This is a genomic window from Geodermatophilus sp. SYSU D00879 (assembly GCF_054050375.1).
Genome location: NZ_JBJGZF010000011.1, coordinates 1 through 26,060, shown reverse-complemented (window position 1 = coordinate 26,060; position 26,060 = coordinate 1). Strand labels below are relative to the sequence as shown.

General features: G+C 75.7%; 19 protein-coding genes and 3 rRNA genes. 3 read left to right on the top strand and 19 right to left on the bottom strand.

Going from position 1 to position 26,060, the window contains the following annotated elements; genetic code table 11:
- The 7 genes from ACI79B_RS14920 to steA are packed head-to-tail and all read right to left on the bottom strand — an operon-like array spanning position 1 to position 9,748.
- Entirely contained in the window at positions 1 to 1,737 is a 1,737-nt protein-coding gene (locus tag ACI79B_RS14920) for a CTP synthase (RefSeq protein WP_456928726.1), read from the bottom strand.
- Entirely contained in the window at positions 1,715 to 4,081 is a 2,367-nt protein-coding gene (locus ACI79B_RS14915; protein ID WP_456928725.1) for a hypothetical protein, read from the bottom strand. The genes ACI79B_RS14920 and ACI79B_RS14915 overlap by 23 nt, the downstream gene beginning before the upstream one ends.
- Positions 4,078 to 5,208, bottom strand: coding sequence for a glycosyltransferase family 4 protein (locus ACI79B_RS14910; protein WP_456928724.1), 1,131 nt, complete (start codon positions 5,206 to 5,208; stop codon positions 4,078 to 4,080). Before ACI79B_RS14910 ends, ACI79B_RS14915 begins: the two co-directional genes overlap by 4 nt.
- Positions 5,201 to 6,847 (bottom strand): murein biosynthesis integral membrane protein MurJ, encoded by a 1,647-nt coding sequence (murJ, locus tag ACI79B_RS14905; protein WP_456928723.1) that lies wholly within the window; start codon positions 6,845 to 6,847, stop codon positions 5,201 to 5,203. Before murJ ends, ACI79B_RS14910 begins: the two co-directional genes overlap by 8 nt.
- Positions 6,844 to 7,668, bottom strand: coding sequence for a hypothetical protein (locus ACI79B_RS14900; protein WP_456928722.1), 825 nt, complete (start codon positions 7,666 to 7,668; stop codon positions 6,844 to 6,846). The genes murJ and ACI79B_RS14900 overlap by 4 nt, the downstream gene beginning before the upstream one ends.
- Positions 7,665 to 8,615 carry a copper transporter gene (locus ACI79B_RS14895; protein WP_456928721.1) on the bottom strand — a complete coding sequence of 317 codons (951 nt, stop codon included), beginning with the start codon at positions 8,613 to 8,615 and terminating at the stop codon, positions 7,665 to 7,667. Before ACI79B_RS14895 ends, ACI79B_RS14900 begins: the two co-directional genes overlap by 4 nt.
- Complete coding sequence (gene steA, locus ACI79B_RS14890) at positions 8,612 to 9,748, bottom strand: putative cytokinetic ring protein SteA (RefSeq protein ID WP_456928720.1); 1,137 nt, start codon at positions 9,746 to 9,748, stop codon at positions 8,612 to 8,614. Before steA ends, ACI79B_RS14895 begins: the two co-directional genes overlap by 4 nt.
- A 441-nt stretch (positions 9,749 to 10,189) precedes the next feature.
- Between steA and ACI79B_RS14885 the strand changes: the two genes are divergently transcribed.
- Entirely contained in the window at positions 10,190 to 10,810 is a 621-nt protein-coding gene (locus ACI79B_RS14885) for a TetR/AcrR family transcriptional regulator (protein WP_456928719.1), read from the top strand.
- A 45-nt stretch (positions 10,811 to 10,855) separates the two neighbouring features.
- Positions 10,856 to 11,572, top strand: coding sequence for a hypothetical protein (locus ACI79B_RS14880; protein WP_456928718.1), 717 nt, complete (start codon positions 10,856 to 10,858; stop codon positions 11,570 to 11,572).
- 10 nt (positions 11,573 to 11,582) lie between these two features.
- On the opposite strand, the gene ACI79B_RS14875 is transcribed toward ACI79B_RS14880, so the two are convergent.
- The 7 genes from ACI79B_RS14875 to ACI79B_RS14845 all read right to left on the bottom strand — a co-directional run bounded on the left by ACI79B_RS14875 (position 11,583) and on the right by ACI79B_RS14845 (position 18,185).
- Positions 11,583 to 12,299 (bottom strand): methylase, encoded by a 717-nt coding sequence (locus ACI79B_RS14875; RefSeq protein WP_456928717.1) that lies wholly within the window; start codon positions 12,297 to 12,299, stop codon positions 11,583 to 11,585.
- Between the two features lie 146 nt (positions 12,300 to 12,445).
- Positions 12,446 to 14,317 carry a DNA repair protein RecN gene (recN, locus tag ACI79B_RS14870; protein WP_456928716.1) on the bottom strand — a complete coding sequence of 624 codons (1,872 nt, stop codon included), beginning with the start codon at positions 14,315 to 14,317 and terminating at the stop codon, positions 12,446 to 12,448.
- Positions 14,292 to 15,344, bottom strand: a complete 1,053-nt coding sequence (locus tag ACI79B_RS14865) for an NAD kinase (protein ID WP_456928715.1) — start codon at positions 15,342 to 15,344, stop codon at positions 14,292 to 14,294. The genes recN and ACI79B_RS14865 overlap by 26 nt, the downstream gene beginning before the upstream one ends.
- A 112-nt stretch (positions 15,345 to 15,456) precedes the next feature.
- Positions 15,457 to 16,254 (bottom strand): TlyA family RNA methyltransferase, encoded by a 798-nt coding sequence (locus tag ACI79B_RS14860; protein ID WP_456928714.1) that lies wholly within the window; start codon positions 16,252 to 16,254, stop codon positions 15,457 to 15,459.
- The gene (locus ACI79B_RS14855; RefSeq protein WP_456928713.1) at positions 16,254 to 16,517 is read right to left on the bottom strand and encodes a hypothetical protein; all 264 of its coding nucleotides are present in this window, start codon (positions 16,515 to 16,517) and stop codon (positions 16,254 to 16,256) included. Before ACI79B_RS14855 ends, ACI79B_RS14860 begins: the two co-directional genes overlap by 1 nt.
- Positions 16,518 to 16,692: 175 nt before the next feature.
- Positions 16,693 to 17,757 carry an HAD-IIA family hydrolase gene (locus ACI79B_RS14850; RefSeq protein WP_456928712.1) on the bottom strand — a complete coding sequence of 355 codons (1,065 nt, stop codon included), beginning with the start codon at positions 17,755 to 17,757 and terminating at the stop codon, positions 16,693 to 16,695.
- Entirely contained in the window at positions 17,754 to 18,185 is a 432-nt protein-coding gene (locus ACI79B_RS14845; RefSeq protein WP_456928711.1) for a tetratricopeptide repeat protein, read from the bottom strand. Before ACI79B_RS14845 ends, ACI79B_RS14850 begins: the two co-directional genes overlap by 4 nt.
- Positions 18,186 to 18,299: 114 nt before the next feature.
- Between ACI79B_RS14845 and ACI79B_RS14840 the strand changes: the two genes are divergently transcribed.
- A complete protein-coding gene (locus ACI79B_RS14840; RefSeq protein ID WP_456928710.1) occupies positions 18,300 to 19,625 on the top strand; it encodes a DUF1015 domain-containing protein in 1,326 nt (441 codons plus the stop codon).
- Between the two features lie 29 nt (positions 19,626 to 19,654).
- Here ACI79B_RS14840 and ACI79B_RS14835 read toward each other — a convergent pair whose 3' ends face one another.
- From ACI79B_RS14835 to ACI79B_RS14815, 5 genes are all read right to left on the bottom strand, one after another.
- The gene (locus ACI79B_RS14835) at positions 19,655 to 20,014 is read right to left on the bottom strand and encodes a single-stranded DNA-binding protein (protein ID WP_456928709.1); all 360 of its coding nucleotides are present in this window, start codon (positions 20,012 to 20,014) and stop codon (positions 19,655 to 19,657) included.
- A gap of 99 nt (positions 20,015 to 20,113) precedes the next feature.
- Positions 20,114 to 20,869: a tetratricopeptide repeat protein gene (locus ACI79B_RS14830; RefSeq protein ID WP_456928708.1), complete on the bottom strand. Its 756-nt coding sequence runs from the start codon at positions 20,867 to 20,869 to the stop codon at positions 20,114 to 20,116.
- A gap of 1,145 nt (positions 20,870 to 22,014) precedes the next feature.
- A 5S ribosomal RNA gene (gene rrf, locus ACI79B_RS14825) occupies positions 22,015 to 22,131 on the bottom strand.
- 110 nt (positions 22,132 to 22,241) lie between these two features.
- A 23S ribosomal RNA gene (locus tag ACI79B_RS14820) occupies positions 22,242 to 25,377 on the bottom strand.
- Positions 25,378 to 25,840: 463 nt separating this feature from the next.
- Positions 25,841 to 26,060, bottom strand: a 16S ribosomal RNA gene (locus ACI79B_RS14815); the annotation flags it as partial.

Here is a 26,060-nt window from a genome sequence, read left to right as displayed (position 1 = left end):
TCAGATCCCGACCTTCTCCGCCTCGGCCTCCACGGGCACCGGCAGCCGGGCCGACTCGGCGCGGTCGATGGCCGCGTCGACGAAGGCCGCGAACAGCGGGTGCGGGCGGGTGGGCCGGCTCTTGAGCTCCGGGTGGGCCTGGGTGCCGACGAAGAACGGGTGCACCTCGCGCGGCAGCTCGGCGAACTCGACCAGCAGGCCGTCGGGCGAGGTGCCGCTGAACACCAGGCCCGCGTCGGAGAGCCGGTCGCGGTAGGCGTTGGCCACCTCGTAGCGGTGCCGGTGTCGCTCGGTGATCTCGGTCGAGCCGTAGGCCGCCGCGGCCTGCGAGCCCTTGAGCAGCTGCGCCGGGTAGCTGCCCAGCCGCATGGTGCCGCCCAGCCCGCGCTCGCCGGCGATGACGTCGACCTGGCTGGCCATGGTGGCGATGACGGCGTCGGGGGTGTCGGGGTCGAACTCGGCGGAGTTGGCCTGCTCGAGCCCGGCCACGTTGCGGGCGTACTCGATGACCATGCACTGCAGGCCCAGGCACAGCCCCAGGGTCGGGATGCCGTTGGTGCGGGTGTAGCGGATCGCGCCGAGCTTGCCCTCGATGCCGCGGACGCCGAACCCGCCGGGGACGCACACCCCGTCGACGTCGGACAGCGCGGCCGCCGCCCCCTCGGGGGTCTGGCAGTCGTCGGAGGGCACCCAGCGGATCTGCACCCGGGCGCGGTGGGCGAACCCGCCCGCGCGCAGCGCCTCGCTGACCGACAGGTAGGCGTCGGGCAGGTCGACGTACTTGCCGACCAACGCGATCGTCACCGTCTGCTTCGGGCGGTGCACCCGCTCGAGCAGGTCGCCCCACACGGTCCAGTCGACGTCGCGGAAGGGCAGGCCCAGCCGGCGGACGACGTAGGCGTCCAGGCCCTCGCGGTGCAGCACCTTGGGGATGTCGTAGATCGACGGCGCGTCGGGGCAGGAGATGACGCCCTCGGCGTCGACGTCGCACATCAGGCTGATCTTGCGCTTGAGGCCGGTGCCGATCTCGCGGTCGGCGCGGCAGACCAGCGCGTCGGGCTGGATGCCGATGTTGCGCAACGCGGCCACCGAGTGCTGCGTCGGCTTGGTCTTCAGCTCGCCCGACGGCGCGATGTAGGGCACCAGCGAGATGTGCAGGAAGAAGCAGTTGTCCCGGCCGATCTCGTGGCGCACCTGCCGGGCGGCCTCGAGGAAGGGCAGCGACTCGATGTCGCCGACCGTGCCGCCGATCTCGGTGATGACGACGTCGACGCCCTGGTCGTCGTCGGTGCCGGACTCGGCCGCGGCGAGGATGCGGGACTTGATCTCGTTGGTGATGTGCGGGATGACCTGCACGGTGTCACCCAGGTACTCGCCGCGCCGCTCCTTGGCGATCACGTCGGAGTAGACCTGCCCGGTGGTGACGTTCGAGCGCCGGCCGAGGTCGGTGTCGAGGAACCGCTCGTAGTGACCGACGTCGAGGTCGGTCTCCGCGCCGTCCTCGGTGACGAAGACCTCGCCGTGCTGGAACGGGTTCATCGTCCCCGGGTCCACGTTGAGGTACGGGTCCAGCTTCTGCATGGTCACCCGCAGGCCGCGGGCGGACAGCAGAGCGCCGAGGGAACTGGCCGTCAGGCCCTTGCCGAGAGAGGAGACAACTCCACCGGTGACGAAGACGAACTTCGTCGGCTGGGAGTTGTGGAGGAGCCCGCGATCACGCATTCCAGGTCGACCCACGGGAACCCACCGTAACACGATCCGGGTCCTCGCCCCGGTCACCGGCGGGTACGCCCCGCCGGCCCGGCGCGGTCGTGGCCAGCGTCACCAGCAGCGGCACGAGCAGCGCGGCGGCGGTCGCGGGCAGCGCGACGCCGGAGTCGTTGACCGCGGCGCCCAGGGCCAGGCTCAGCGCCGCGGCGACCAGCCCGGCGCGCAGCGCGGCCGCGTCGGCCGGGGGCAGCCCCGCGCCGCCGTCGCGGAGCAGGCCGGGGCCGCGCAGCAGCGCCGGCCGGCGGCCGCGCACCAGCCAGACGGCGGCCACCAGCGCCACCGGCAGCATCCACGCCAGCGCGCTGCCGAGCAGGATGTCGACGTTGGCCGACGCCTTGCGGCTGACCACCGTCCACGCCTCGCCGGTGAGCAGCTGCTCGACGAACCGGCCGAGGTGGCTGCGCTCGGCGGCCGGCCGCAGCCAGTCCAGGAACGCCAGCGTGCCGACGGCGACCACCCCGGCGCCGAGCACCGCGGCCAGCCGCACCACGGTCACCCGCACGCCGGTGAGCAGCATGGCCAGCAGCAGGAAGCCGGGCAGCACCGCGAGCACGCCGCCGAAGTCGCGGCCCAGCCCCGGCGCGCCGACCAGCGCCACGGTGACCAGCCCGGCGCCCAGGACGACGGCGCCGGTGACCCGCCGGGCCCGCCGCCCGCCGTCGTCCCGCCCGGCGCCGGCGCGGCGGCCGGCCGTCGTGGCGACGACGGCGGTGCCGACCAGCGCGGCTCCCGACAGCAGGCCGGAGGTGAGGTTGCCGTAGCCGGTGAACCGCCCGGCGACGATCGCGTCGTAGCCCAGCAGCCCGTTGAGCTCCAGGGACGAGCCGGTGAGCACGTCGGCGACCAGCGTGCCGACGGTGAGCGCGAGGACGGCCAGCGGCGGCCCGCCGCGGCGCCGGCGCCACGGCCCCAGCAGGGCGACCGCGACCACCGCGGCGTCGGCCACCAGCAGCGCCCCGGCCAGCGCCCACCGCGGCGAGCCGGCGCGCTCCCAGGGCAGCAGCCCGGCCAGGTAGGTGGCCACGGGCAGCGCCGCGGCCGCGAGCGCGGCGAGCTCCAGCAGCGGCCGCAGCCGGGCGCGCGGCCGCGCGGTCCGGGTGAGGCCGAGCACCAGCACGCCGAGGACGACGACGGCGGCCTGCACCGCCACCAGGGCCGTGAAGAACGTGCCGGTGCTGCGGTGGTGGGTGACCGCGGCGGTGTTGGCCCGCTCCAGCTGCGCGACCGCCTCCGCGGTGGCCGGGTGGCCCCCGGCGACGGTGAGCGGCTGGCCGTTGACCGACGCCGGCTGCTCGAGGCCCAGCGCGCGCAGCACGGTCGGGGCGACGTCGATGAGCTGGGTGAACGGCGCCCGGCCGGTGCTCGCCGAGGTGAGCCACCCCGGGCCGGTGAACCCGGGCCCGGAGGCGATGCCCACGTGCAGCTGCGGGCGGCCGTCGTTGACCTCCGAGACGCCCTGCACCAGCAGCAGCGTCTCGCCGGGCAGCGTGTCCACGGCGGCGCGCAGCCGGGCCACCTGCTCGTCGACGGCGGCCAGCGCGGCCTCGCGGGAGACCGGGTCGGTGCCGGTCTCGCTGCCCTCGGGCGCGGGGACGCCGGCGTCGACCAGGCCGTCGAGGGAGACCAGGGTGAGCGGGCAGGGCTCCAGCAGCGCGGCCAGCGCCGCCGGGTCGGCCGGCAGCGCGTCCTCGCGGGTCAGCCCGACCCCGGGCGCGGCCACGGCCAGCGCCGCCGCCCGCCCGACGACGGTCGCGCAGCCGACCGCGGCACCCAGCGCGCCCGGCTCGGCGCCGAAGCGGGCGCTGGCGTCGTCCTCGGCGACCGCGCGGACGGCGCTGAGCGGATCGGCCAGCCCCACCTCCGCCAGCCGCTCCTGCAGCCCGCAGTGCGACAGCTCGGGGCTGGCCGGCGGCCCGGCCGGCACCGGCTCCTGCGAGGGGGCCGCGCCGGGCTCGCCGGGGACGTCCGGCGTCGCCCCCGGCAGCGGCACGGTGGGCAGCGGGACCGCCGGCAGCATCTCGTCCGGCGCCGGGAAGCGGGCCCGGTTGCCCGCGCCGAGGGTGGCCCAGCCGTCGAGCAGGCAGGTGGTGGAGCGGGCCGCGCGCACCGACACCGCTCCGACCGGCGAGCTGCCGGCCAGCTCCCACAGGGCCGGGGTCCGCTCGGGGTCGACGTCGTCCCACACCAGCCCTGGCACGCCGACCACCAGCACCCGGTCGGCGCGCCGGTCGTCGTCCGCCGCCGCTGCCCCGGGCAGCCCGGCGCCGAGCAGCGCCAGGAGCACGGACAGCAGGACGGCGGCGCGCCTCACCGCGGGGGCCCCAGCAGCTCGCGGTAGACGGCGGCGAGGGTGCGGGCGGTGGCGGCCTCGTCCGGCCAGCCCGCCGCCTGCGCCCGCCCGGCCTGCGCCAGCGCTGCGGCGCGGGCGGGGTCGGCCAGCAGGTCGGTGACCGCGCCGGCCAGCGCGGCGGCGTCGCCGGGGGGCACCAGCACCGCGCCGTCGCCGAGCAGCTCCGGCAGCCCGCCGGTGCGGGTGGCGACCAGCGGCGTGCCGGCCCGCAGCGCCTCCTGGGCGGTGAGCGAGCGCGCCTCCCAGCGGGAGGGCAGCACGACCAGGTCCGCGGCGGCCAGCAGGTCGGCGACGTCGTCGCGGCGGCCGAGCAGGGTCACCGGCAGCCGCTGCGCCGCGATCCGGGCGGACAGCTCGGCCTCCAGCGGGCCGTCGCCGGCGATCGAGACCAGCGGCGCGGGGTCGCGGGCCGCTCCCCGGGTCAGGGCCGCGGCGGCGTCGAGGAGGACGTCGTAGCCCTTCTGCGGGTGCAGCCGGCCGACGGCGAGCACCAGCGGCCGGCCGTCGGCCAGGCCCAGGCCGGCGCGGACCTCGTCGCGGGTCCTCCGCGCCGGCGGCAGCGCGGGCGCCGACACCGGCGCCACCCGGACGTCGCGGGCGCCGAGGCGGCGGGCGTTGTCGGCGAGGTCGCCGGAGGCGGCCAGCACGACGTCGGCGGCGCGGACGGTGGCCCGCTCGGCGGCGGCCAGCACCCGGCGCAGCGGGCCGGAGCGCTCGGGCAGCGCGTTGTGCAGGGTCACCACCAGCGGGCGGCGGGGGCCGGTGCGCACCGCGGCGGCGGCGACCAGGCCGGCGCGCAGCCCGTGGGCGTGCACGAGGTCGGCCCCGGCGGTGGCGCGGCGCAGCGCGAGCACCGCGCGGGTGTCGGCGAGCGGGTCGAGCCCGGCGGAGATCTCCACCGGGGTGAACCCGGCGGCGGCGGAGAAGCCGAACAGCGCGTCGGTGGCCGCGGGCCCGCAGACGGTGACCCGCGCGCCGGCGGCGGCCAGCGCGGGCAGCACCGAGCGCAGGTGGGTGCCCACACCGCCGGTGCTGGTGGCGAGCACCTCGGCGACCCGGCGGCCGGCCAGCGGTCGGGCCTCAGCCACCGTGCACCTCCGTCCCCCCGGGCGTCCGCAGCGCGCGCACCGCCGCGGTCAGCGGGCGGCGCGCCGTCCCCATCATGACGGCCGCCGCCACCGCGGTCACCGTCGCCGCCACCAGCAGCCCCGCGCCCACCGCGCCGAACAGGGACCCGCCGGGCACCGGGTCGACGCCCAGCGCCCGGGCGACCGCGAGGCCCGCGCCCGCGCCCGCCCCGGCGGCGAGCAGCGCGGGCAGCCCCAGGCGGGCCAGCCCGGCCAGCCCCGCCGACCCCGCCGTCCGCGCGGTGACGGCGAGCAGGCCGACGCCCGCCGCGGTCACGCCGACGCTGTGCCCGGCGGCCAGCGCCAGCGCCCGGTCGGTGGCCGGCAGCGCGGCGGACAGGACGACGTCGGCGGCCACGGCGAGCAGCCACCCGCCGAGCACGCACGCCGTCGGCGCCTTCCACAGCCCGCGGGCGTACAGCGCCCGGGTGAGGACGGCGACCAGGCCGTACCCGACCAGGCCCGGCGCGAAGGCGACGACGGCGTCGCGCAGCGCGGCCACCCGGTCGTCGCCGCCGTCGACGAGGAACACCCGCGCCATCGGCCCGGCGACGGCGGCCAGCACCGCGGCGGCCCCGGCGCTGGCGACCACGACCAGGGCGGTGACCGGCGCCAGCGCGCGGCGGTAGCCGGGCAGGTCCCCGACGGCGGCGCGCTCGGCCATGAGCGGGTAGGCGGAGGTGGCCAGCGGCACCGCGACCGCGGCCCACGGCACGAGGAACAGCGTGAGCCCGGCGGTGTAGGCGACCTGGGTGCCGTCGGGCCCGTCGCCGGCCAGCCGGATGGCGACCGCGGCCACCAGCTGCTGCCCGGCCAGGGTGAGCACCCCGGCGACCGCCAGCCGGCGCACCTGCGGCGCCGCGCCCACCGGGAAGCGCAGCGCGGGCCGCAGCCCCAGGTGCAGCCCGCGCACCGGCACCAGCACCGCCAGGGCCAGTGCCAGCACGCCGAGCGTCGTCCCGACCCCGAGGACCAGCTCGCCCGTCGTCGTCAGGTCCTGCACCTCGCGGCCGCCGTCGGTCCAGGCGAAGGCGGTGTACGCGGCGGCGACGACGACGCTGGACAGCAGCGGCGCCAGCGCCGGCCAGGCGAAGCGGCGGTGGGCCTGCAGCACGCCGGTGGCGACGACGGCGAGGCCGTAGAGCACCACCTGCGGCGCGAACACGACGAGGAAGCGGGCGGCGAGGTCGACCTCGGCGGGGGTGCCGCCGCCGAGCAGCAGCCCGGCGACCGGGTGCGCGAGGAGCGCGAGCAGCGCGGCCAGCGGCGTGAGCACCAGCAGCGTCCAGCCCAGCAGCGCCGAGGCGGTCCGGCGGACCTGCTCGCGGTCCCCGGCGGCGATGCCCCCGGCCAGCATCGGGACGACGAGGGAGGCCAGCGCCCCGCCCGCCACCACCTCGAAGACGATGTTCGGGACGGTGTTGGCCGCGGTGTAGGTGTCGCCGGTGCTGTCCGCGCCGACGGCGTTGGTGAACACCAGCGTGCGCCCGAACCCGGCGAGGCGGGCCAGCACGGTGAGGACGGCGATGAGCGCGGCGGCGCCGGCGACCCCCTGCGCGACGCGGCGGCCGGGCGGGCGCACCGCCGGTCCCGCGCTCACGCCGGGCGGCGGCCGAGCCGGTCGAGCTCGCGCAGGCCCGGCGTGGCCTCGATGACCCGGGTGAAGCTGACCCGCTCGCTGGCGAGGGTGAGCGCGGTGACCGCGGCCAGCAGGCCGGCGCGCGCCGGGCGCGAGGGGACGGCGGCGGCCCGCAGGCCGAGCAGCGCGCCGAGGGCGTTGGCGCCGGCGTCGCCCAGCATCACCCGCTCACCGAGGTCGGCGGGCAGCACCGCCAGCGCCGCGCCGAGCGGGCCGGCGGCCAGGCCGCCGGCCGGGCCGCGTAGGCCCGCCGCGGCGGCGAGCGCGCCGGCCTTGGCGGCGCGGCCGGGGCGCAGGTCGAGCAGGTTGACCAGGTTGGCGGTGCCCGCGACCAGGCCGGTGGTGAGGACGGCGTCGGCCGGCCCCCGGTCCCGGCGCGTGAGCACCGCGGTCACCGCGGCGGCGGCGCCGATCCCGGCGACCTTGACCGCGCCGGCCGACACCCGGCCGGCGCGCAGCGCGGCCAGGTGCCCGGCCAGGCCCTTGTCCCGCGCCTGCTCGGGGCGGGCGCCGGCGAGGTCGTCGTAGCCGCCGACCAGCCCGGACACCGCCCCGGCGACGACGGCTGCGCCGCGGGTGCCGGCCGGGGCGCCGAGCGCGGCGGCCGCGGTGGCGGCCGCGGCCAGCGCCGGCCCGCCGAGCAGGGTCACCGGGCGCCCGGCGTAGTTGGACCGCCGCCAGGGGGCCCCGGCCGGGCGGGCGGTGAGCGCGGCGGCCCCGGCGAGGCCGAGCCGGGCCGCGGCCGCACCGGCGAGCGCGAGGGCGAGCCGTCGGCCGGTCACGGGGTCGTGGCCGGCACCGGCGGGACCGGCTGGGTGTCCTCCCCGGTGCCGTACTTGCCGGAGGTGCCCTCGCGCTCGCGGCCCAGCGCCAGCACGGTGCTGATCTGGCCCGAGGGGCTGGTCACGTTGTCCACCGAGGAGACCGCCGCGGAGACCTCCGGGTCGGCGCGCACGACGCCCACCAGGCCGTCCTCCCCCGCCGCGTCGGCGTCGCCGGCCACGACCGCGCCCGAGCCCTCGGCGTCGAGGGCGGTGACCAGGTCGAGGAGCACGTCGTTGCGGTCGGCGGCGTCGTCGCCGGTGAGCGCCCCGGCGGTGAGCACCACGGCGAAGTCGGCCGGGGTCACCGACGCCGAGTCCTGGGAGAGGACCTCGAGCGCCGACAGCCCGGCCAACACGGTGGACACCGCGGCGGTGTCGGGGGCCGGGGTGCCGTCGGCCGGGACCATGAGGACCTGGGCGAGCAGCGCGCCGACCAGCTGGCCGGTGTCGTCGGTCTCGGGCAGCGTGACGCCGACCGGGCGGCCCGGTCCCGTCACGTAGCTCTGCAGGCCCGCCTCGCTGGCCGGGTCGCTGTACTCCGGCGCCAGCGAGAGCTGCCCGGAGATCGTGCCGCCCGCCTCGGTGACCAGCGCGGTGACCTCCTCGACGGTGTCGGTGGTGACCTCCTCGGAGGCCTGCACCAGCAGCACGCTGCGGCCGGTCAGGGCGCCCTGCACCAGGGCCGGGGCGACGGCGGACTCGAAGGCCTGGTCGGTGTCGACCTGCGTCTGCAGCTGCTGGGTGGTGTCCTCCAGCGCGCGCTTGTCCTCCTGCAGCGAGGTGACCTGGCCCTGCAGGTTGTCCAGCAGCGGGCCCGACAGCTGGGTCGCGCCGATCACCAGCCCCAGGGCGATCGCGAGGAACACCGCGATCAGGGAGACCAGGTGGTACCGGAAGTCGATCACGAGAAGAGGTTCTCCAACCAGAACACGAAGCTGTCCCACTGGTCGACCAGCAGGTCGAAGTAGATCCGCCCGGCGGTGGTGACGGCCAGGGCGGCGACGATGGCGACGAGCGCGGCGAGCACGAGCACGACCAGCGCGGCGGTCGAGATGCGGCTGCGGTAGAGCCGGCTCACGCCCTTGGCGTCGACCAGCTTGCCGCCCAGCCGCAGCCGGGTGAGGAAGGTCGAGGCCATGCCGCCGCGGCCCTTGTCGAGGAACTCCACCAGCGTGGCGTGGGTGCCGACGGCGACGATGAGCTTGGCGCCCTTCTCGTCGGCCAGCAGCATCGCGATGTCCTCGCTGGTCGCCGCGGCCGGGAAGGTGATCGCGTCGACGCCGAGGTCCTGCACCCGCTTGAGGCCGGGGGCGCGGCCGTCGACGTAGGCGTGCACGACGACCTCGGCGCCGCTCTTGAGGACGTGGTCGCTGACCGAGTCCATGTCGCCGATGATCATGTCCGGCGAGTAGCCGGCCTCGATGAGCGCGTCCGCGCCGCCGTCGACGCCGACGAGGACCGGCCGGTAGTCGCGGATGTAGGACCGCAGCGCCTGCAGGTCCTCCTTGTAGTCGTAGCCGCGGACGACGACGAGCACGTGCCGGCCCTCGATGGCGGTCTGCACGTCGGGCACGCCGACGCCGTCGAGCAGCAGCGCGCGCTCGCGCTTCATGTACTCCATCGTGTTGGTGGCGAACGCCTCCAACTGCGTGGACAGCCCGGCCTTGGCCTCGGCCATCGCGGTGGCGACGGTCTCCGGCGTCTGCTCGGTGCCCTTCGCGACGGCGGCGCCGTCGGGGCCGTAGAGCGTGTCGCCCTCGACGCGGACCTGCGCGCCCTCCTTGAGCGCGGCGAACACGTCCTTGCCGACGCCGTCGACGAGGGGGATGCCGGCCGCGGTGATGATCTCCGGGCCCAGGTTCGGGTAGCGGCCGGAGATGCTGGGGGCGGCGTTGACGACGGCCCCGACCCGGGCGGCGACGAGGGAGTCGGCGCTGACCCGGTCGATGTCCACGTGGTCGATGACGGCGATGTCGCCGGGCCGCAGGCGCTTGGTGAGGTTCTTGGTGCGACGGTCCAGCCGGACGGTGCCGCTCACCCCGGGTGCCGCCTCCTGGGCCCGGCTCCGTCGCAGGGTGCCGATGCGCATTGGTCGATGGTCCCACGCACGCCGTCGGCGGCTCTCCTCCGACGCGCAACTGCAACGGCCTGGTCACGCAGGGTGTCCGACACCACGGCCGACGCGACACGCCCGGCACGCACGCCCCACCAGCACCGCTCCATCCCCTCGCGGGGCTGTCTAGCGTTGCCCGCTGTGACACGTTCGGCTCCTGCTGCCAGCATCCCGGCGACTCGTCCCGGGGCCGCGGAGGAAGGGCCGGAGACGACGGCTCCCCCGCACATCCGCGCGGTGCCCGGGGGCCCGGCGCCCGCGCCGGCTCCCGTGGGCGGCCCGCCGCCCGCCCCGGCGGGGCGGCCCGGGGACGCGCCCGCCGGGGAGCGGCGGGCCGCGCGCCGGCGGGAGCGGCGCGGCTCGGGCGTGCGCGAGCGCCGCCGGCGGGAGACCCACGACCGGATCGTCGACGCCGCCGCCGAGCTGTTCGCCGAGCGCGGCTTCGACGCGGTGAGCGTCGTGGAGATCGCGCAGCGCGCGGGCGTGGTCGAGAAGACGGTCTTCAACCACTTCCCGGTCAAGGAGGGGCTGGTCCTCGCCGCCGACCCGCCGATGCGCGCCGCGCTGCTCGACGCCGTCGCCACCCGCCCGGCCGGGGAGTCGGTGGCCGCGGCGGCGGGGACGTTCGTCGTCCGGGCGATGTCCATGCTCGGGACGCCCGAGGCCGCCGAGGGCGTGGCCGCGATGGCCCGGGTGGTCCGGGGCTCGCGCACGCTGCAGGCCCGCGAGCGGGAGATCCTCGGCGAGCTGACCGCGGCGCTCGCCGCGCAGATCCGCGCCGAGACCGGCGCCGGCGACGGCGCGGTCGAGCCCGAGCTCACCGCCGCGGCGGTCACCGCGCTCTACGGGCGGCTGCTGGAGCTCGCCCGCGACCGGGTGCTGGCCGGCGTCACCGGCCCCGAGCTGGCCGAGGAGCTGCGCACCGCCGGCCGCCGCGGGCTGTCGCTGCTGCAGTTCGGCCTGGCCGGCTACGCCAAGCGCCGCTGACCGCAGGAGTTCCGGAACCGGCCGGCGTCTGCCAGGCTGCGCGCCGTGCGCGCGCTGCGGCGACCGGCCGCCGTCCTGTCCGGGGCGGCCCTCGCCCTCCTCGCCACCTCCGGGTGCAGCCTGCTGGCCGCCGTCGCGGCGCCGGACGAGGAGCAGCCGGTCGCGGTGAGCAGCCCGGAGCCCGCCCCCTCCGTCCCGCCACCGCCCGCGCCGGTCGAGGTGGCCGCGGCGGAGCTGGCCGACTCCTCCGGGCCGCTGGACTTCACCGGGTCGGTGCGCGTCACCCGGTCCGCGGTGGCGGTCGGGCTGCCGCCGCTGTCGCCGCCCTTCCCGCAGGACTGCGCACTGCCCGACGACGGCTCCGTGCGGACGCTCGCCGTCGAGGTCGGGTTCGGCAACGACACGTTCGCCGAGGCCGGGCTCGCCGCGACCGTCGAGCTCACCGCCGCGGACGGCGGCGCCCCGCGGGCGGGCACCGCGGTGTTCGTCGCGTCGTCGTCGCCGTCGGCCCGCTGGTGCCAGGACGGGGACACCGCGCCCACCCGCGACGGCTTCGGCCTGGCCGCCGGGGCCGGGTACGGCGCCGCGGCGACCGTCCACGTCGTCGCGCGCGACGCCGCCCCCACCAGCGACCTGGTGCTGCGGATCTCCGGGCTCCGCAACGAGGCCGGGTCGAACGCCACCGGCCCCTGGGACGAGGTGACCGTGACCGCCGGGGCGTGCGCCGACGACCCGGTCGCGCTGTGCGTCCCGCTGGGCTGAGCGCCCGGGCTCAGGCCGGCAGCTGCAGCGCCCGCAGCAGCTGGTCGGCGCGGTCGCCGGGGATCTCCGGGTCCTTCGTGAACAGCGCGACGGCGACCATGTACTCGTCGTCGCCGGCCCAGCCGCGGCCCTCGGCGACGATCCGGCGGATCTGCTCGCGCACCTTCGGCTCGCTGCTGTAGCGCCCGTAGTCCAGGCCCATGGCGAGGAAGTTGACCACCCGGTAGCCGAGGTCGGCGGCGGTGCTGACGGTGGTGACCGGGTCGGCGTAGCTCGCGACCGCGGTGATCACGTGCTCGTAGCCGGCCTTGAGCAGCTGCAGCGTGAGGTCGTTGCCGCGGACGCCGCCCCACAGCTCGGGCATGAGGATGTCGCGGTCGGGCGCCGGGATGTAGGGCGGGTTGGCGATCGCGGTGGTCACCGGCTCCCCGCCGGCGGCGTCGGCCTGGTCGAAGAAGTCGCCGAGCTCGACGGTGTAGCGGTCGGCGACCCCGCGTCCGGCGATGTTCGCCTGCGCCTCCCGCACCGAGTCCTCGCTGATGTCGTAGCTGCGGATGCGCAGGCCGGGCAGGCCCTGCACGACGTCGGCGACCGCCGAGGCGTCACCGGTGCCCAGCTCGACCAGCGGCGCGGACTCCCACCCCAGCTGCTCGTGGTACTGCTGCAGCAGCATGCAGACCGAGAAGCCGTAGTGCGCCGACTCGTCGGCGGAGCTGAAGCAGCTCACCGGTGGCCCCCGGCGGTCCGGGCGGCGCGGGCCGCGGCGAGGGGGAACGGGAGCGGGGCATCGGCGCGCACGGTGTCGGCCTACCCGCGTTCCGCGATCGACACTCCTGCGTCCCGCCACCCGGTCGTGTGCGACCGGGCGGGCCGCTACGCGGTGCGGGCCGCGGCGGCGACGGCGAGCAGCTCGCGGGCGTGCGCCTGCCCGGTGTCGCTGTCGGCCAGGCCCGACAGCATGCGCGCCAGCTCCCGCACCCGGTCCTCGCCGTCGACGGCGCGGATGTCGGTGGCGGTGACGCCCGCGGCGGTGTCCGGGGACTTGTCGACCACGAGGTGGGTGTCGGCGAAGGCGGCCACCTGCGCGAGGTGGGTGACGACGACGACCTGGTGGTCGCGGGCCAGCCGGGCCAGCCGCCGCCCGATCTCGCCGGCGGCCTGCCCGCCGACGCCGGCGTCGACCTCGTCGAAGACCATCACCGGCACCGGGTCGGCGCCGGCGAAGACCACCTCGATCGCGAGCATCACCCGGGACAGCTCACCGCCGGAGGCGCCGCGGTGCACCGGCCGCGGCGGGGCGCCGGGATGGGCGGCCATGAGCAGCGCGACCTCGTCGACGCCGTCGGGCCCGGGCTGGTCGGGGTGGCTGTCGATCGAGAAGGAGACCCGCGCGCTCTTCATCGCCAGGCCCGCGAGCTCCCGGCCCACCTCGGCGGCGAACCCGTCGGCGGCGGCGCGGCGGCCGGCCGAGATGCGGGCGGCGAGGTCGTCGACCTCGGCCCGGGCGGTGTCGCGGGCGGCCTCCAGCGCCTCGAGGGCCTCGTCGGAGACGTCGAGCGCGTCGAGCTTGGCGCGCGCGTCCTCGGCCCAGCCCAGCACGCCGGCCAGCCCCTCCCCCGGGTCGGCGTACTTGCGCACCAGCGCGGTGATCGCCGCCCGCCGGTCGAGCACCTCGGCCAGCCGCGCGGGGTCGGCGTCGAGGTCGGCGACGTACCCGGCCAGCTGCACGCTCACGTCGGACACGACCGCGACGGCGTCGGCGAGGTCGCGGGCGAGCAGGACCAGCGCGGGGTCGTCGGTGCCCGCCAGCGCGCGCTCGGCGGTGGCCAGCGCCGCGGTGGCGTCCTGCGGCAGCCCCTCGGCGCCGAGGTCGCCGGTGACGTCGCCGACCAGCGCCATCCGCGCCTCGTCGACCGCGGCGCGCAGCGCGTCGGCGTCGCCCAGCCGCTTGGCCTGCGCGTCGAGCGCCTCGTCCTCGCCCGGCTCGGGCGCCAGCGCCTCGATCTCCTCCAGGCCGTGCCGCAGCACATCGGCGGCCTGGGCCAGCTCGCGGGCCTGACCGCGGCGGCGGTCGAGGTCGGCGGCGAGCTCCCGCCACCGCGCGTAGGCGGCGCGGTAGGTCTCCAGCAGCTGCAGGTGCGCGGGCCCGGCGTAGCGGTCGAGGGCGTGCCGCTGCTCGGCCGGGCGGGACAGCCGCAGCTGGTCGCTCTGCCCGTGCACGGCCAGCAGGCCCTCGGCGAGCTCGGAGACCACGCCGACCGGCACGCTGCGCCCGCCCAGGTGCGCCCGCGAGCGGCCCTCGGCGTTGACCGTGCGGGCGAGGATCAGGCTGCCGTCGTCGTCGGGCTCGGCGCCGGCGTCGGCGGCCCGCTCCCACACCGGGGAGTCCGGCGGCAGCTCCAGCCGGCCCTCGACGCCGGCCCGCCCGGTGGCGCGCACCCGGCCGGGGTCGGCGCGGCCGCCGAACAGCAGCGTCAGGCCGGTGACGACCATCGTCTTGCCCGCGCCGGTCTCGCCGGTGACGACGGTCAGGCCGCGGCCGAGCTCGAGGGTGACGTCGTCGATCGCGCCCAGGCCGCGGATGCGCAGCTCGGTCAGCCGGCCGAGGCCGTGCGCGGCGCGCGGCGCGGCCTCCCCGCGGGCGGGCGGGCGGGCGCCGTCGGCGTCGGCCGGGACGGCGGCGTCGGCGGCCGGCGCGGTGCGCGCGCGGCCGGTGCGCTCACGCGTCGGGGTCCGCGGTGCCACCGCGCACCTCCTCCCGGACGCCCCCGTCGCCGTTGCCCGGGTAGGCCACGACGTCGCGGGCGAGGACGTTGCGCGAGGGCCGCAGCTCGTGGCCGGGGTCGTGCCGGCGGACCTCGCGGAAGCCGCGCACCGGCAGCCCGAACTTGGCGACCAGCCGGTCCCCGAACGTCGTCGTGTGCACCCGCGCGATGCGCACGGGCCGGGCCGCGCGCCGCACGTCGACGCGGCCGCCGTCGGGCACGTCGAGGGCGCGCCGGCCGTCGGCCGAGACGCGGGCGCGGTTGCCGTCGGGCGGGATCGCGACCGAGAGCACGGCGTCGGGCGAGGTGACCAGCGGCCGGGAGAACAGCGCGTGCGCGTTGCTGGGGACCAGCAACATCGCCTCGACGTCGGGCCACACCACCGGGCCGCCGGCGGAGAACGCGTAGGCGGTGGAGCCGGTGGGGGTGGCGAACAGGACGCCGTCGCAGCCGAAGCTGGTCAGCGGCCGCCCGTCGATGGAGACCACGACGTCGAGCACCCGCGAGCGCTCGGCCTTCTCCACGGACACCTCGTTGAGCCCCCACGTGCCGGCGACGACGTTGCCCGCCGCGTCCAGGACGTCGACCTCGATGGCCAGCCGCTTCTCCACCGAGTACTCGCACTGCTCGATGGCCGTCAGCGTCTCCTCGACCGCCTCGGGCTCGGTCTCGGCGAGGAAGCCGACGCGGCCGAGGTTGACGCCCATGAGCGCGGCGTGGCTGTAACGGGCGAGCTCCGCGGCGCGCAGGAAGGTGCCGTCGCCGCCGAAGACCATGACGATCTCGGCGCCGCGGGCGGCCTCGGCGTCGGCGGGGACCACCTCGGCGCCCTCGATGCCCAGCGCCTCGGCCTCGTCGTCGAGCACGCGCACGGTGATGCCGGCGCGCGCCAGCCGCGCGGCGGAGCTGCGGGCCAGTTCGGTGATGTCCTGCCGCCCGGTGTGCACGGCCAGCAGCACGTGCCGCCCGCCTCCCGGGCGCCATCCGCCCTGGCCGGCCTCGCTCATCGGTCCTCCTCGATCCGGGCTGCTCTGCCCGCCCGTGCCCTGTGCCGCGGCGTCCGCCGCCGGTCCCCAGCGTCCCCCCGGACGGGCGTCCCCGCCCGGCCGGTCCCCCGCGTCACCGTGGTCCCTCCTCGACGGCGCGGCGCACGTCCTCCTCGGCCGGCGCGCCGGCGTCGCGGCGCAGCCGCAGGAAGAACTCGACGTTGCCGGCCGGGCCGGGCAGCGGGCTGGCGACGACGCCGGCGGTGCCCCAGCCGAGTGCGGCCGCGGCCTCGGCGACCTCGAGCACGGCCGCCGCGCGCGCCGCCGGGTCCCGCACCACCCCGTCCGAGCCCAGCCGCTCGCGGCCGACCTCGAACTGCGGCTTCACCATGGGCAGCAGGTCGGCGTCGTCGGTGGCGCAGGCGGTGAGCGCGGGCAGCACCAGCCGCAGCGAGATGAACGACAGGTCGGCCACCACCAGGTCGGCCGGGCCGTCGATCCGCTCGGGCGTCAGCGTGCGGACGTTGGTGCGCTCGTGCACCCGCACCCGGTCGTCGGTGCGCAGCGACCAGGCCAGCTCGCCGTAGCCGACGTCGACGGCCACCACCTCGCGCGCGCCCCGGGTCAGCAGCACCTCGGTGAAGCCCCCGGTGGAGGCGCCGGCGTCCAGGGCGCGGCGGCCCTCGACCGGCACGGCGAGGGCGTCCAGGGCGCCGAGCAGTTTGTGCGCGCCGCGGGAGACCCAGCGGTGCTCGTCGGGGTCGGTGCGGACGACGACGGGGGTGCCGGCCTCCACGCCGGTGGCCGGCTTGGTGGCGGCGCGCCCGGCGACGGCGACCCGCCCCTCGGTGATCAGCTCGACGGCGTGCTCGCGGGAGCGGGCCAGGCCCCGGCGGACCAGCTCGGCGTCGAGTCGGCTGCGGCGCGGCATCAGAGCTGGTCGATCGTGCCGAGCTCGGCCTTCAGGCGGTCGTGCTCGGCCTCGAAGACGGCGACGTGCTCCCCCACCGGGCGCTGCGCCAGGTCGGCGAACCGCGCACCCGGCTGCTCGGGCGCGCCGGCGCCCGCGCCGGCGCCCGGGCCGGCGGCCGCCGCGTCGACGGCGGGCCCCGCGGCGACGGGCCGGGCCGGGACGCCCGCGGGACCGGGCCGCGGCGGGCCGGGGACCGGTCGCGGCCGGGTCGGCTCGGTCATGGCGCTGGCCTCTCGGACGGGGCGGGGATCGGGGTCGCCGGACGGCGGGCACGGGGCGGCGCGGTGCAGCGCCCCCGGCCTGCGAGGGTACCGGCCGGGGACGACGGCGCGGGCCGCCCGAGGGGGCCGCGGACGCCCCGCGGGGTCCCCCGGCCCGGGGTGCCGGCGGGCCGTCTCACCGCTCTGCCAGGCCCCACGCGGCGAGCACCCGGCGCGCCTCGCCGTCGGCGGCGCGCACCCGCACCGGAGCGCCCTCGGGCGTTCCCGTCCAGGCGGCGAGGCACAGCGCGCGGAGCCCGTCCAGGCCGTCCCCGTCCCCGGCGCGCAGCTCCAGGAGGCCGGCGCCGTCCGCGGTGGCCAGCCAGCCCCCGCAGCGCCAGCCGCCGTCCTCGGCGGTGACCGGCGGGTGCGGCACCAGCAGGCCGCCGGCGTCGGCGGCCAGCAGGTCGGGGCGGTGCAGCGGGCCGGCGGCCAGCAGGGTGGCGGGGACGGTGACACCGCTGAGGACCAGCAGGCTGGCCGCGCCGGCCCGGTGGCTGCCCTCGACGTCGGTGTCCAGCCGGTCGCCGACGACCAGCGGGCGCTCGGCGCCGGTGCGGCGGACGCACTCGGCGTGCATGGCGGGGTCCGGCTTGCCGGTGACCAGCGGCTCGCGCCCGGTCACGTCGCGGACCACGCCGACCATCGCCCCGTTGCCGGGCAGCGGGCCCCGCGGCGAGGGGATGGTCGCGTCGGCATTGGTGGCCACGTGGCGGGCGCCGTTGCGGACGGCGACCACCGCCTCGGCCAGCTGCGCCCAGCCCACCTCGCGGCCGTAGCCCTGCACCACCGCGGCCGGCTCGTCCTCGGCGCGCCCCACGACGGTGAGCCCGGCCGCGCGCAGCGCCGCCGCGACACCGGGGCCACCGACGGGCAGCACCCGCGCGCCCGGCCCGACCATCCCGGCCACCACAGAGGCCGCCGCCTGGGAGCTGGTGATGACCTCGTCCGCGCTCGCCGGCACGCCGAGGTCGGTCAGGTGGCGCGCCACCTCCTCCGGCGGGCGGGCGGCGTTGTTGGTGACGAAGCCCAGCCGCATCCCCCGCTCGCGGGCGGTGGCGAGGGCCTGCGGCACGCCGGGCACCGCGTCCGGCCCGACGTAGACGACGCCGTCGAGGTCCAGCAGCGCGACGTCGTGCACCTCGGCCGGCGGCCGGGGACTGCCCGCCGCGAGAGCCGGCCGCGCGGACGGGTCGCTCACGCCGCTCCCCCTCCCGACGCGCGCCGGGCCCGCACGCCGCGCAGGGCGCGGGCGTAGTGCGCCTGATCCGGGCGCATGGCGACCGCCAGCGCGAGGTGCTCGGCGGCCAGGCCCAGCTCGCCGGCCCGGCTGGCGGCCATGCCCAGGCCGAACTGGGCGTAGTCGTCGGTGGGGTTGACCGCCGCCAGCTCGGCGAAGCTGTCGATGGCGTCGCGGTAGCGCCCGGCGTCGTACTGCGCGCGAGCCAGCGCCTCGAGGATGCTGCGCGAGCCGGGCTCGGCCTCCGCCGCCCGGGCGAGCAGGGTCGCCGCAGCCGCCGGGTCGCCGCCGCTGAGCAGGTCCAGGCCGCGCCGGTACCACTCGTAGACCCCGCCCTCGGGCACTCCCCCGCCCGGGAGCTCGTCCTCCGGTGAGCCTGCTGTCGACACCGCTGTCCTCCCGCTCCTGCCGCTCGCGTGCGCGCCGGGCGGTGCGAGGCCCGGAAGGGACCGGGGACCCGGCTGCCGCGGCAGTGCGCGGCCGACGGCTCCTACGATCCCGTCGTGCACTCGTCGTCGGCAGGCCCCCTGTCCCACGCTGTGGCGGGACTGGACGTCCGTCCGTTCCGGGCCCTGACCTACCGGCGACACGACCCCGGGCACCTGGCCCGCGTGAGCTCGCCAGCCTACGACCTGGTGACGCCGGACGGCCGCGAGCGGCTGGCCGCCGCCGATCCGCACAACATCGTCCGCCTCATCCTGCCCGGCGGCACGTCCGGACCCGGCACGGCCGGGGCCAACGGCCCCTGCGGCGGCAGCGCCGGCGAGGGCACCGCGGCCCGCGCGGCCCGCACGCTGCGCGAGTGGGAGGACGCCGGGGTGCTCGTCCGGGACGGTGAGCCGGCCCTGTGGCTGTACGAGATGCAGCCCGTCGAGGGCGCGGCCACGGTCGGCTGGCTGGGCGCGGTCGCGGTCGCCGCCGGGGGTGGCCGCGCGGTGCTGCCGCACGAGGACACCTTCCCGGCCGCCGTGGAGGGCCGCCGCGCGCTGCTCGCGGCCACGGCCACCGACCTCGAGCCGATCGTCCTGGCCCACGACCCGGAGCCGGAGGTCGCCGCGCTGACGCAGGCGGCGCCGGCCGGCCCGCCCACGATGGACGTCACCGACCCCGACGGTGTCCGGCACCGGCTGTGGCGCGTCGCCGACCCGGACGTGCTGCGCCGCCTGTCCGAGGCCCTCGCCCGCACCGGCGCGGTGATCGCCGACGGCCACCACCGCTTCGCCGCGGCTCGCGCGCTGCACCGGACCCGTCCCGACGGCGACTGCCGGGTGCTCGCGCTGCTCACGCCGATGGGTGCCGGCGGGCTGCGGGTCGAGGCGATCCACCGGGTCGTGCCCGACCTCTCCCTCGACGCGGCCGCGGAGGCCGCCGCCCGAGGGTTCACCGTCACCGAGGTCCCCGCCGGCCCGGACCCCGACGACGTCGAGGCCGCCGTGCGCCACGCGCACGCCTCCGCCGAGGTCCTCTTCCTGCTCAGCGACGGCCGCCGGCTGCTGCGCCTGTCCGAGCCGTCGGACGAGGTCCGGGCGACCGTGCCCGCCGAGGCGCCGCCGGCCTGGCGCGGCCTCGACGTCGTGCTGGCCACGACCGGGCTGATCGGGCACCTGTGGGGCCGGCCCGATGACCCCGGGTCGGTGCTCGTGGCCCACGACGTCCCCGAGGCGCTGGGCTTGGCCGACCGTCGCCACGGCGTGGCGCTGCTGCTGCGGCCGCCCTCCCCCACGGACGTCGCCGCGGTGGCGCGGGCAGGGGCCCGCATGCCGAGGAAGTCGACGTTGTTCGTCCCCAAGCCGCGGACCGGGCTGGTCCTGCGCCCCCACGGGGACTGACCGGCGGCGACGGCCCGGCCCGCCGACCGTCACGCCGTCCGCACCGTCCCCCCGGCGCTGCTGCGCGGCACCTTGCGGCCGCGGCGGCAGTTGACCTCGCACACCGAGGCCGTGCCGCCCGGCGTCCGCCAGAACCGCCGCTGCAGCGCCCCCTCGACCTCGACGACGTCCCCGGCCTCCCAGGCCGCCACCCGCCGCTGCAGCGCGCGGTCGTAGGTGATGCAGGTCAGCACGTCCACCGACTGCCCGCGGGCCCGCGGCTCGGGCCGGCGCACCACGAGGCGGAAGCTCACCAGGGTGTCCCCGCTGGGGAGGCTCTTGAGCTCCGCGGGGGCCGAGAGCCGCCCGCGGAGCACCACGTCGTTCCGGTCGATGACTGCCACGCTCATGGCGGCAGCCTCACCCGGCCCCGGCCCCCCGGGAAGCACGCCGCGGCGCCTGTGGACCCGCGGCGGCGGTGTGGACGACAGGGACCCGATCGTCGGTGGTCAGTGCCCGGGCTCGTCCTCGGCGGGCGGCTCGACCTCACCGAGCAGCTCGGCCACCTCGCGCTCCACGTCGGCGTCGAAGTCCAGCTCGTCGTCGCCCGCGTCGACCTCGTCCGCCACCAAGGCGTCGTCCGCGTCGACGTCGACCTCGTCCGCCACCAGGGCGTCGTCCGCGACCGGCTCGACGTCGGGGACCTCCGGCAGCTCCTCCTCGCCGAAGGCGACGTCCTCGTCCTCGGGCTCGGCAGCGGCCACGGCCTCCTGCCAGGCGGCGGCGGCCGGGTCGTCGACGGCGGTGAGCAGGCCGGCGTAGGCGATGGCCAGCCGGCGGGTGGGCTCGTCGTCCCAGTCCACCCGGTCGGGCTGGGGTCGCCCGCCGAGCGCGCCCTCGAGCACGAGGCGGGCCGCGGGCACCTCGCCGAGGTCCTGGCGGGCGCCCGCCTCGACGAGCCGCAACTCCACGGTCTCGTCGCGGTCCGGCTGCTCGGCCAGCGCCTCGCGGACCAGCCGCAGCGCCACCTCGGGACGTCCCTGCGCCCGCTCGCAGTCGGCCAGCACGGCCCGGTAGCCCTGGTCGCCGCTCATCCGCCGGTAGGCGCGCAGCTCGCGCGAGGCCTCGGCGTAGTCCCCGGCGTGGTAGGCGGCGACCCCGACGGCCTCCCGCACGAGGGCGATCCGGGACGCCCGGTCGCGCGCCGCCCGGGCGTGCGCGAGCGCCTGCGCGGGGTCCTCGTCGACGAGCGCACCGGCGACCACCAGGTGCCGCGCGACGGTCTCCGCGTTGCGGAAGTCCAGCCCCCGGAGGCCGGCGCGGACGGCGGGGTCGAGATCCCGCGGGTCGGCCCAGTCGGGCAGCGGGGGGCCGGCGGGCGCCGGGGGCGTGCGGTCGACCCTGGCCGGTCCGCCGGCGCGGCCGCGACGGTCCTCGCCCGGCCGGCGCTCGCGCCAGTTGCCTCCACCGGACCGGTCGGGACGTCCCGCGCCCGCCGGGCGACCCGGGCGGCCGGCGGCCTGGTCCCGGTGCCGGCCGGTCGGGCGCTCGCCGCGGTCCGTCGGGCGGCCCGACCGGCGGTCCTCCCAGGACCGGCCACCGCCCTGCGGGCCCGCTCCGTGGCCGTCGCGGCCCCGGTCGCTGCCGGGACGGTCCCCGGTAGGACGGCGGTCCCGCCAGGAGCCCTCCGGCCGGTCGCCGCCACCGCTGCGACGATCACGCCAGGAGCCCTCGGTCCGGTCGGTCCCGGGACGCCGGTCCTGCCAGGACCGCTGCGGGCGGTCGCCGGCGGGACGGCGGTCCTGCGACGGGCGCTCCGTGCGGTCGCCACCGGCACGGCGGTCCTGCCAGGAGCGCTCGGCCCGGTCACCGGTCGGACGGCGGTCCTGCCAGGAGCGCTCGGCCCGGTCACCGGTCGGACGGCGGTCCTGCCAGGAGCGCTCGGCCCGGTCACCGGTCGGACGGCGGTCCCGCCACGAACCCTCGGAGCGTCCACCGGCCACCGGACGGCGGTCCTGCCATCCCGCGTCACCGCGGTCCCCACCGGGTCGGCGCTCTTGCTGGCCTCCGGCACGGCGGCCACCGGCGAGGGGCCGGCCGCTGCGCTCACCCGGGGCGGCGCCGTCGCGGCGGCCCTGGGCGCCCTGCCGGCCGGAGCCGGATCCCCGCTGACCGGTCGCCCCACCGCTGGAGGAGCCACCCGCCCGGTCGTCCCGCCGCGGGCGTGCACCGCCGCGCGGGTCCTGGCCGTCGGGGCGGCCACGTCCGGCGGAGCCTCGTCGAGGAGCAGTCATGTCGTCGTCAGTACCTCGGTCGAAAGGGCGGCACTCGTCGGAGCACCGGAATGGTGTGCCGGACAAGCGAAACGGGGGCCGGAGCCAATGGCTCCGACCCCCGTTCCTGAATGGTTGTCCGGCGGCGTCCTACTCTCCCACCCCGTCTCCGGGGCAGTACCATCGGCGCTGAGAGGCTTAGCTTCCGGGTTCGGAATGGTACCGGGCGTTTCCCTCTCGCCATGGCCGCCGTAACGCTGTGAACGTGGTCCCGGCCCCGCCCCCGATGATCCTGGGGGGTGGGGGGGCTGGGTGCGTTCAGAACCGCACAGTGGACGCGAGACACGAAAAGATATAGGGGTGTGTGGTCAAGCCCTCGGCCTGTTAGTACCGGTCAGCTGCACGCCTTGCGGCGCTTCCACTTCCGGCCTATCAACCCGCTGGTCTGGGCGGGGGCCTTACCCGGTTGACCCGGTGAGAGACCTCATCTTGAAGCGAGCTTCCCGCTTAGATGCTTTCAGCGGTTATCCCTGCCGAACGTAGCCAACCAGCAGTGCACCTGGCGGTACAACTGGCACACCAGAGGTTCGTCCGTCCCGGTCCTCTCGTACTAGGGACAGCTCTTCGCAAGTCTCTTACGCGCACGGCGGATAGGGACCGAACTGTCTCACGACGTTCTAAACCCAGCTCGCGTACCGCTTTAATGGGCGAACAGCCCAACCCTTGGGACCTACTCCAGCCCCAGGATGCGACGAGCCGACATCGAGGTGCCAAACCATCCCGTCGATATGGACTCTTGGGGAAGATCAGCCTGTTATCCCCGGGGTACCTTTTATCCGTTGAGCGACACCGCTTCCACCTGCCGGTGCCGGGTCACTAGTCCCAGCTTTCGCTCCTGCTCGACCCGTCGGTCTCACAGTCAAGCTCCCTTGTGCACTTGCACTCGACACCTGATTGCCAACCAGGCTGAGGGAACCTTTGGGCGCCTCCGTTACATTTTGGGAGGCAACCGCCCCAGTTAAACTACCCACCTGACACTGTTCCTGATCCGGATCACGGACCGAGGTTAGACATCCAATTCGACCAGAGTGGTATTTCAACGGCGACTCCACCGACACTGGCGTGCCGGCTTCGCAGTCTCCCACCTATCCTACACAAGCCGAACCGAACACCAATATCAAGCTGTAGTGAAGGTCCCGGGGTCTTTCCGTCCTGCCGCGCGTAACGAGCATCTTTACTCGTAGTGCAATTTCGCCGAGCCTGTGGTTGAGACAGCTGAGAAGTCGTTACGCCATTCGTGCAGGTCGGAACTTACCCGACAAGGAATTTCGCTACCTTAGGATGGTTATAGTTACCACCGCCGTTTACTGGCGCTTGAGTTCTGAGCTTCGCCTCGCGGCTAACCCGTCCCCTTAACGTTCCAGCACCGGGCAGGCGTCAGTCCGTATACCTCGTCTTACGACTTCGCACGGACCTGTGTTTTTAGTAAACAGTCGCTTCTCACTGGTCTCTGCGGCCCCCCTCCGCTGCCGGCAGCACGTGCCTTCACGGACGGAGGCCCCCCTTCTCCCGAAGTTACGGGGGCATTTTGCCGAGTTCCTTAACCACAGTTCGCTCGATCGCCTCGGTATTCTCTACCTGACCACCTGAGTTGGTTTGGGGTACGGGCCGCTCGGAACTCGCTAGAGGCTTTTCTCGGCAGCATAGGATCATCGGATTCGCCTCATTCGGCTACGCGTCAGGCCTCACCCTTCGTGCGCCACGGATTTGCCTGCGGCGCGGGCCACACCCTTGCACCGGTACCACCACTCACCGGCCCGACTACCTTCCTGCGTCACCCCATCGCTTGCCTACTACCAGCTCGGGTCCCCAGCTACTCCCAGCACCGGCTCGAAAGCCGGCACCGGTTTCGGTGGGTCAGCATCACTGGCCTGGGCATGGGCGCTCCTTCGCGGGTACGGGAATATCAACCCGTTGTCCATCGACTACGCCTGTCGGCCTCGCCTTAGGTCCCGACTCACCCTGGGCGGATTAGCCTGGCCCAGGAACCCTTGGTCTTCCGGCGGGGGAGGTTCTCACTCCCCTCTCGCTACTCATGCCTGCATTCTCACTCGCGTGGCGTCCACGGCTGGCTTCCGCCGCCGCTTCACCCGCCACACGACGCTCCCCTACCCACCCCGCCCCCTGGCCGGCACCACGCAGGTGTCGACGGGGTCACGGCGGAGTGCCACGGCTTCGGCGGTGTGCTTGAGCCCCGCTACATTGTCGGCGCGGAACCACTTGACCAGTGAGCTATTACGCACTCTTTCAAGGATGGCTGCTTCTAAGCCAACCTCCTGGTTGTCACTGCGATCCCACATCCTTTTCCACTTAGCACACGCTTAGGGGCCTTAGCCGATGATCTGGGCTGTTTCCCTCTCGACTACGAACCTTATCGCCCGCAGTCTCACTGCCGCGCTCTCACTTACCGGCATTCGGAGTTTGGTTGACGTCAGTAACCTTGTGGGGCCCATCGGCCATCCAGTGCTCTACCTCCGGCAAGAAACACGCGACGCTGCACCTAAATGCATTTCGGGGAGAACCAGCTATCACCGGGTTTGATTGGCCTTTCACCCCTACCCACAGCTCATCCCCCAGGTTTTCAACCCTGGTGGGTTCGGTCCTCCACGCGGTCTTACCCGCGCTTCAACCTGGCCATGGGTAGATCACCCGGCTTCGGGTCTAGAGCACGCGACTGGAACTCGCCCTGTTCGGACTCGCTTTCGCTACGGCTACCCCACACGGGTTAACCTCGCCACGTACCGCTAACTCGCAGGCTCATTCTTCAAAAGGCACGCCATCACCGCCCGCGCACGAGGCGCGGCTTCACGGCTCTGACGGCTTGTAGGCACACGGTTTCAGGAACTATTTCACTCCCCTCCCGGGGTACTTTTCACCTTTCCCTCACGGTACTCGTCCGCTATCGGTCACCAGGGAGTATTCAGGCTTAGCGGGTGGTCCCGCCCGATTCACACCGAATTCCACGGGCTCGGTGCTACTTGGGAACACGCGAAAGGAAGAGACCGGGCTTTCGGGTACGGGGCTCTCACCCTCTACGGCGACCCCTTCCAGAGGCCTTCCCCTAACCACGATCTTTTCTGACTTCCCGCCGGCGCGGCAGCACCGGCACACACGCGTCCCACGACCCCGTCTCCACAACCCCTGCCGGGTATCACATGGAAACGGTTTAGCCTCTTCCGCTTTCGCTCGCCACTACTCACGGAATCACGGTTGTTTTCTTCTCCTGTGGGTACTGAGATGTTTCACTTCCCCACGTTCCCTCCACACGCCCTATGTGTTCAGGCGCGGGTCACACCACATGACTGGTGCGGGGTTTCCCCATTCGGACATCCTCGGATCAACGCTCGGTTGGCAGCTCCCCGAGGCTTCTCGCAGCCTCCCACGTCCTTCATCGGCTCCTGGTGCCCAGGCATCCACCGTGTGCCCTCAACATCTTGACCACACAAAAACCCACAAACCATCGAACTGAAAACTCCGACCCTCAAAGAAGTCGGAGCTCAAAGATGCTCGCGTCCACTGTGCAGTTCTCAACGACCAACCCGTCACCCGCCCCCGTCGACCCCACCGGCCCGCACCAACTGCGGCGATGTGAGATCGGGACAGGCCCGGACAGAGGTGCAGCACCCCCACCCACCGGCCACGGCCGGCGAACAGGAATCCGCTCCCTCAGGACCCAACAGCGTGCCTACGACCGACCCCCGGAGGCACACCCGCGTTCCCCACCTGCCCTTGCGAGCAGGTCGTACTAGCGGGCCGCGACCGCGGCCGGCCGAACTGGTCAGCGTTCCACCCTCGAGCACCACCCCAGGAACCCGCGGCCCACCGCGGATGGTGGACCGTCCTGCCCTGGGCGCGGCTCTGCACCCGACAACCCTTCCGGTCGCCGAGCGAGATGCTCCTTAGAAAGGAGGTGATCCAGCCGCACCTTCCGGTACGGCTACCTTGTTACGACTTCGTCCCAATCGCCGATCCCGCCTTCGACGGCTCCCTCCCACGAGGGGTTGGGCCACCGGCTTCGGGCGTTACCGACTTTCGTGACGTGACGGGCGGTGTGTACAAGGCCCGGGAACGTATTCACCGCAGCGTTGCTGATCTGCGATTACTAGCGACTCCAACTTCATGG

Bases quoted from the DNA above. Each gene is read 5' to 3' on its own strand.
- ACI79B_RS14865 (WP_456928715.1), bottom strand. From the start codon at position 15,344: ATGAGCGAGGCCGGCCAGGGCGGATGGCGCCCGGGAGGCGGGCGGCAC.
- ACI79B_RS14860 (WP_456928714.1), bottom strand. From the start codon at position 16,254: ATGCCGCGCCGCAGCCGACTCGACGCCGAGCTGGTCCGCCGGGGCCTG.
- ACI79B_RS14855 (WP_456928713.1), bottom strand. From the start codon at position 16,517: ATGACCGAGCCGACCCGGCCGCGACCGGTCCCCGGCCCGCCGCGGCCC.
- ACI79B_RS14835 (WP_456928709.1), bottom strand. From the start codon at position 20,014: ATGAGCGTGGCAGTCATCGACCGGAACGACGTGGTGCTCCGCGGGCGG.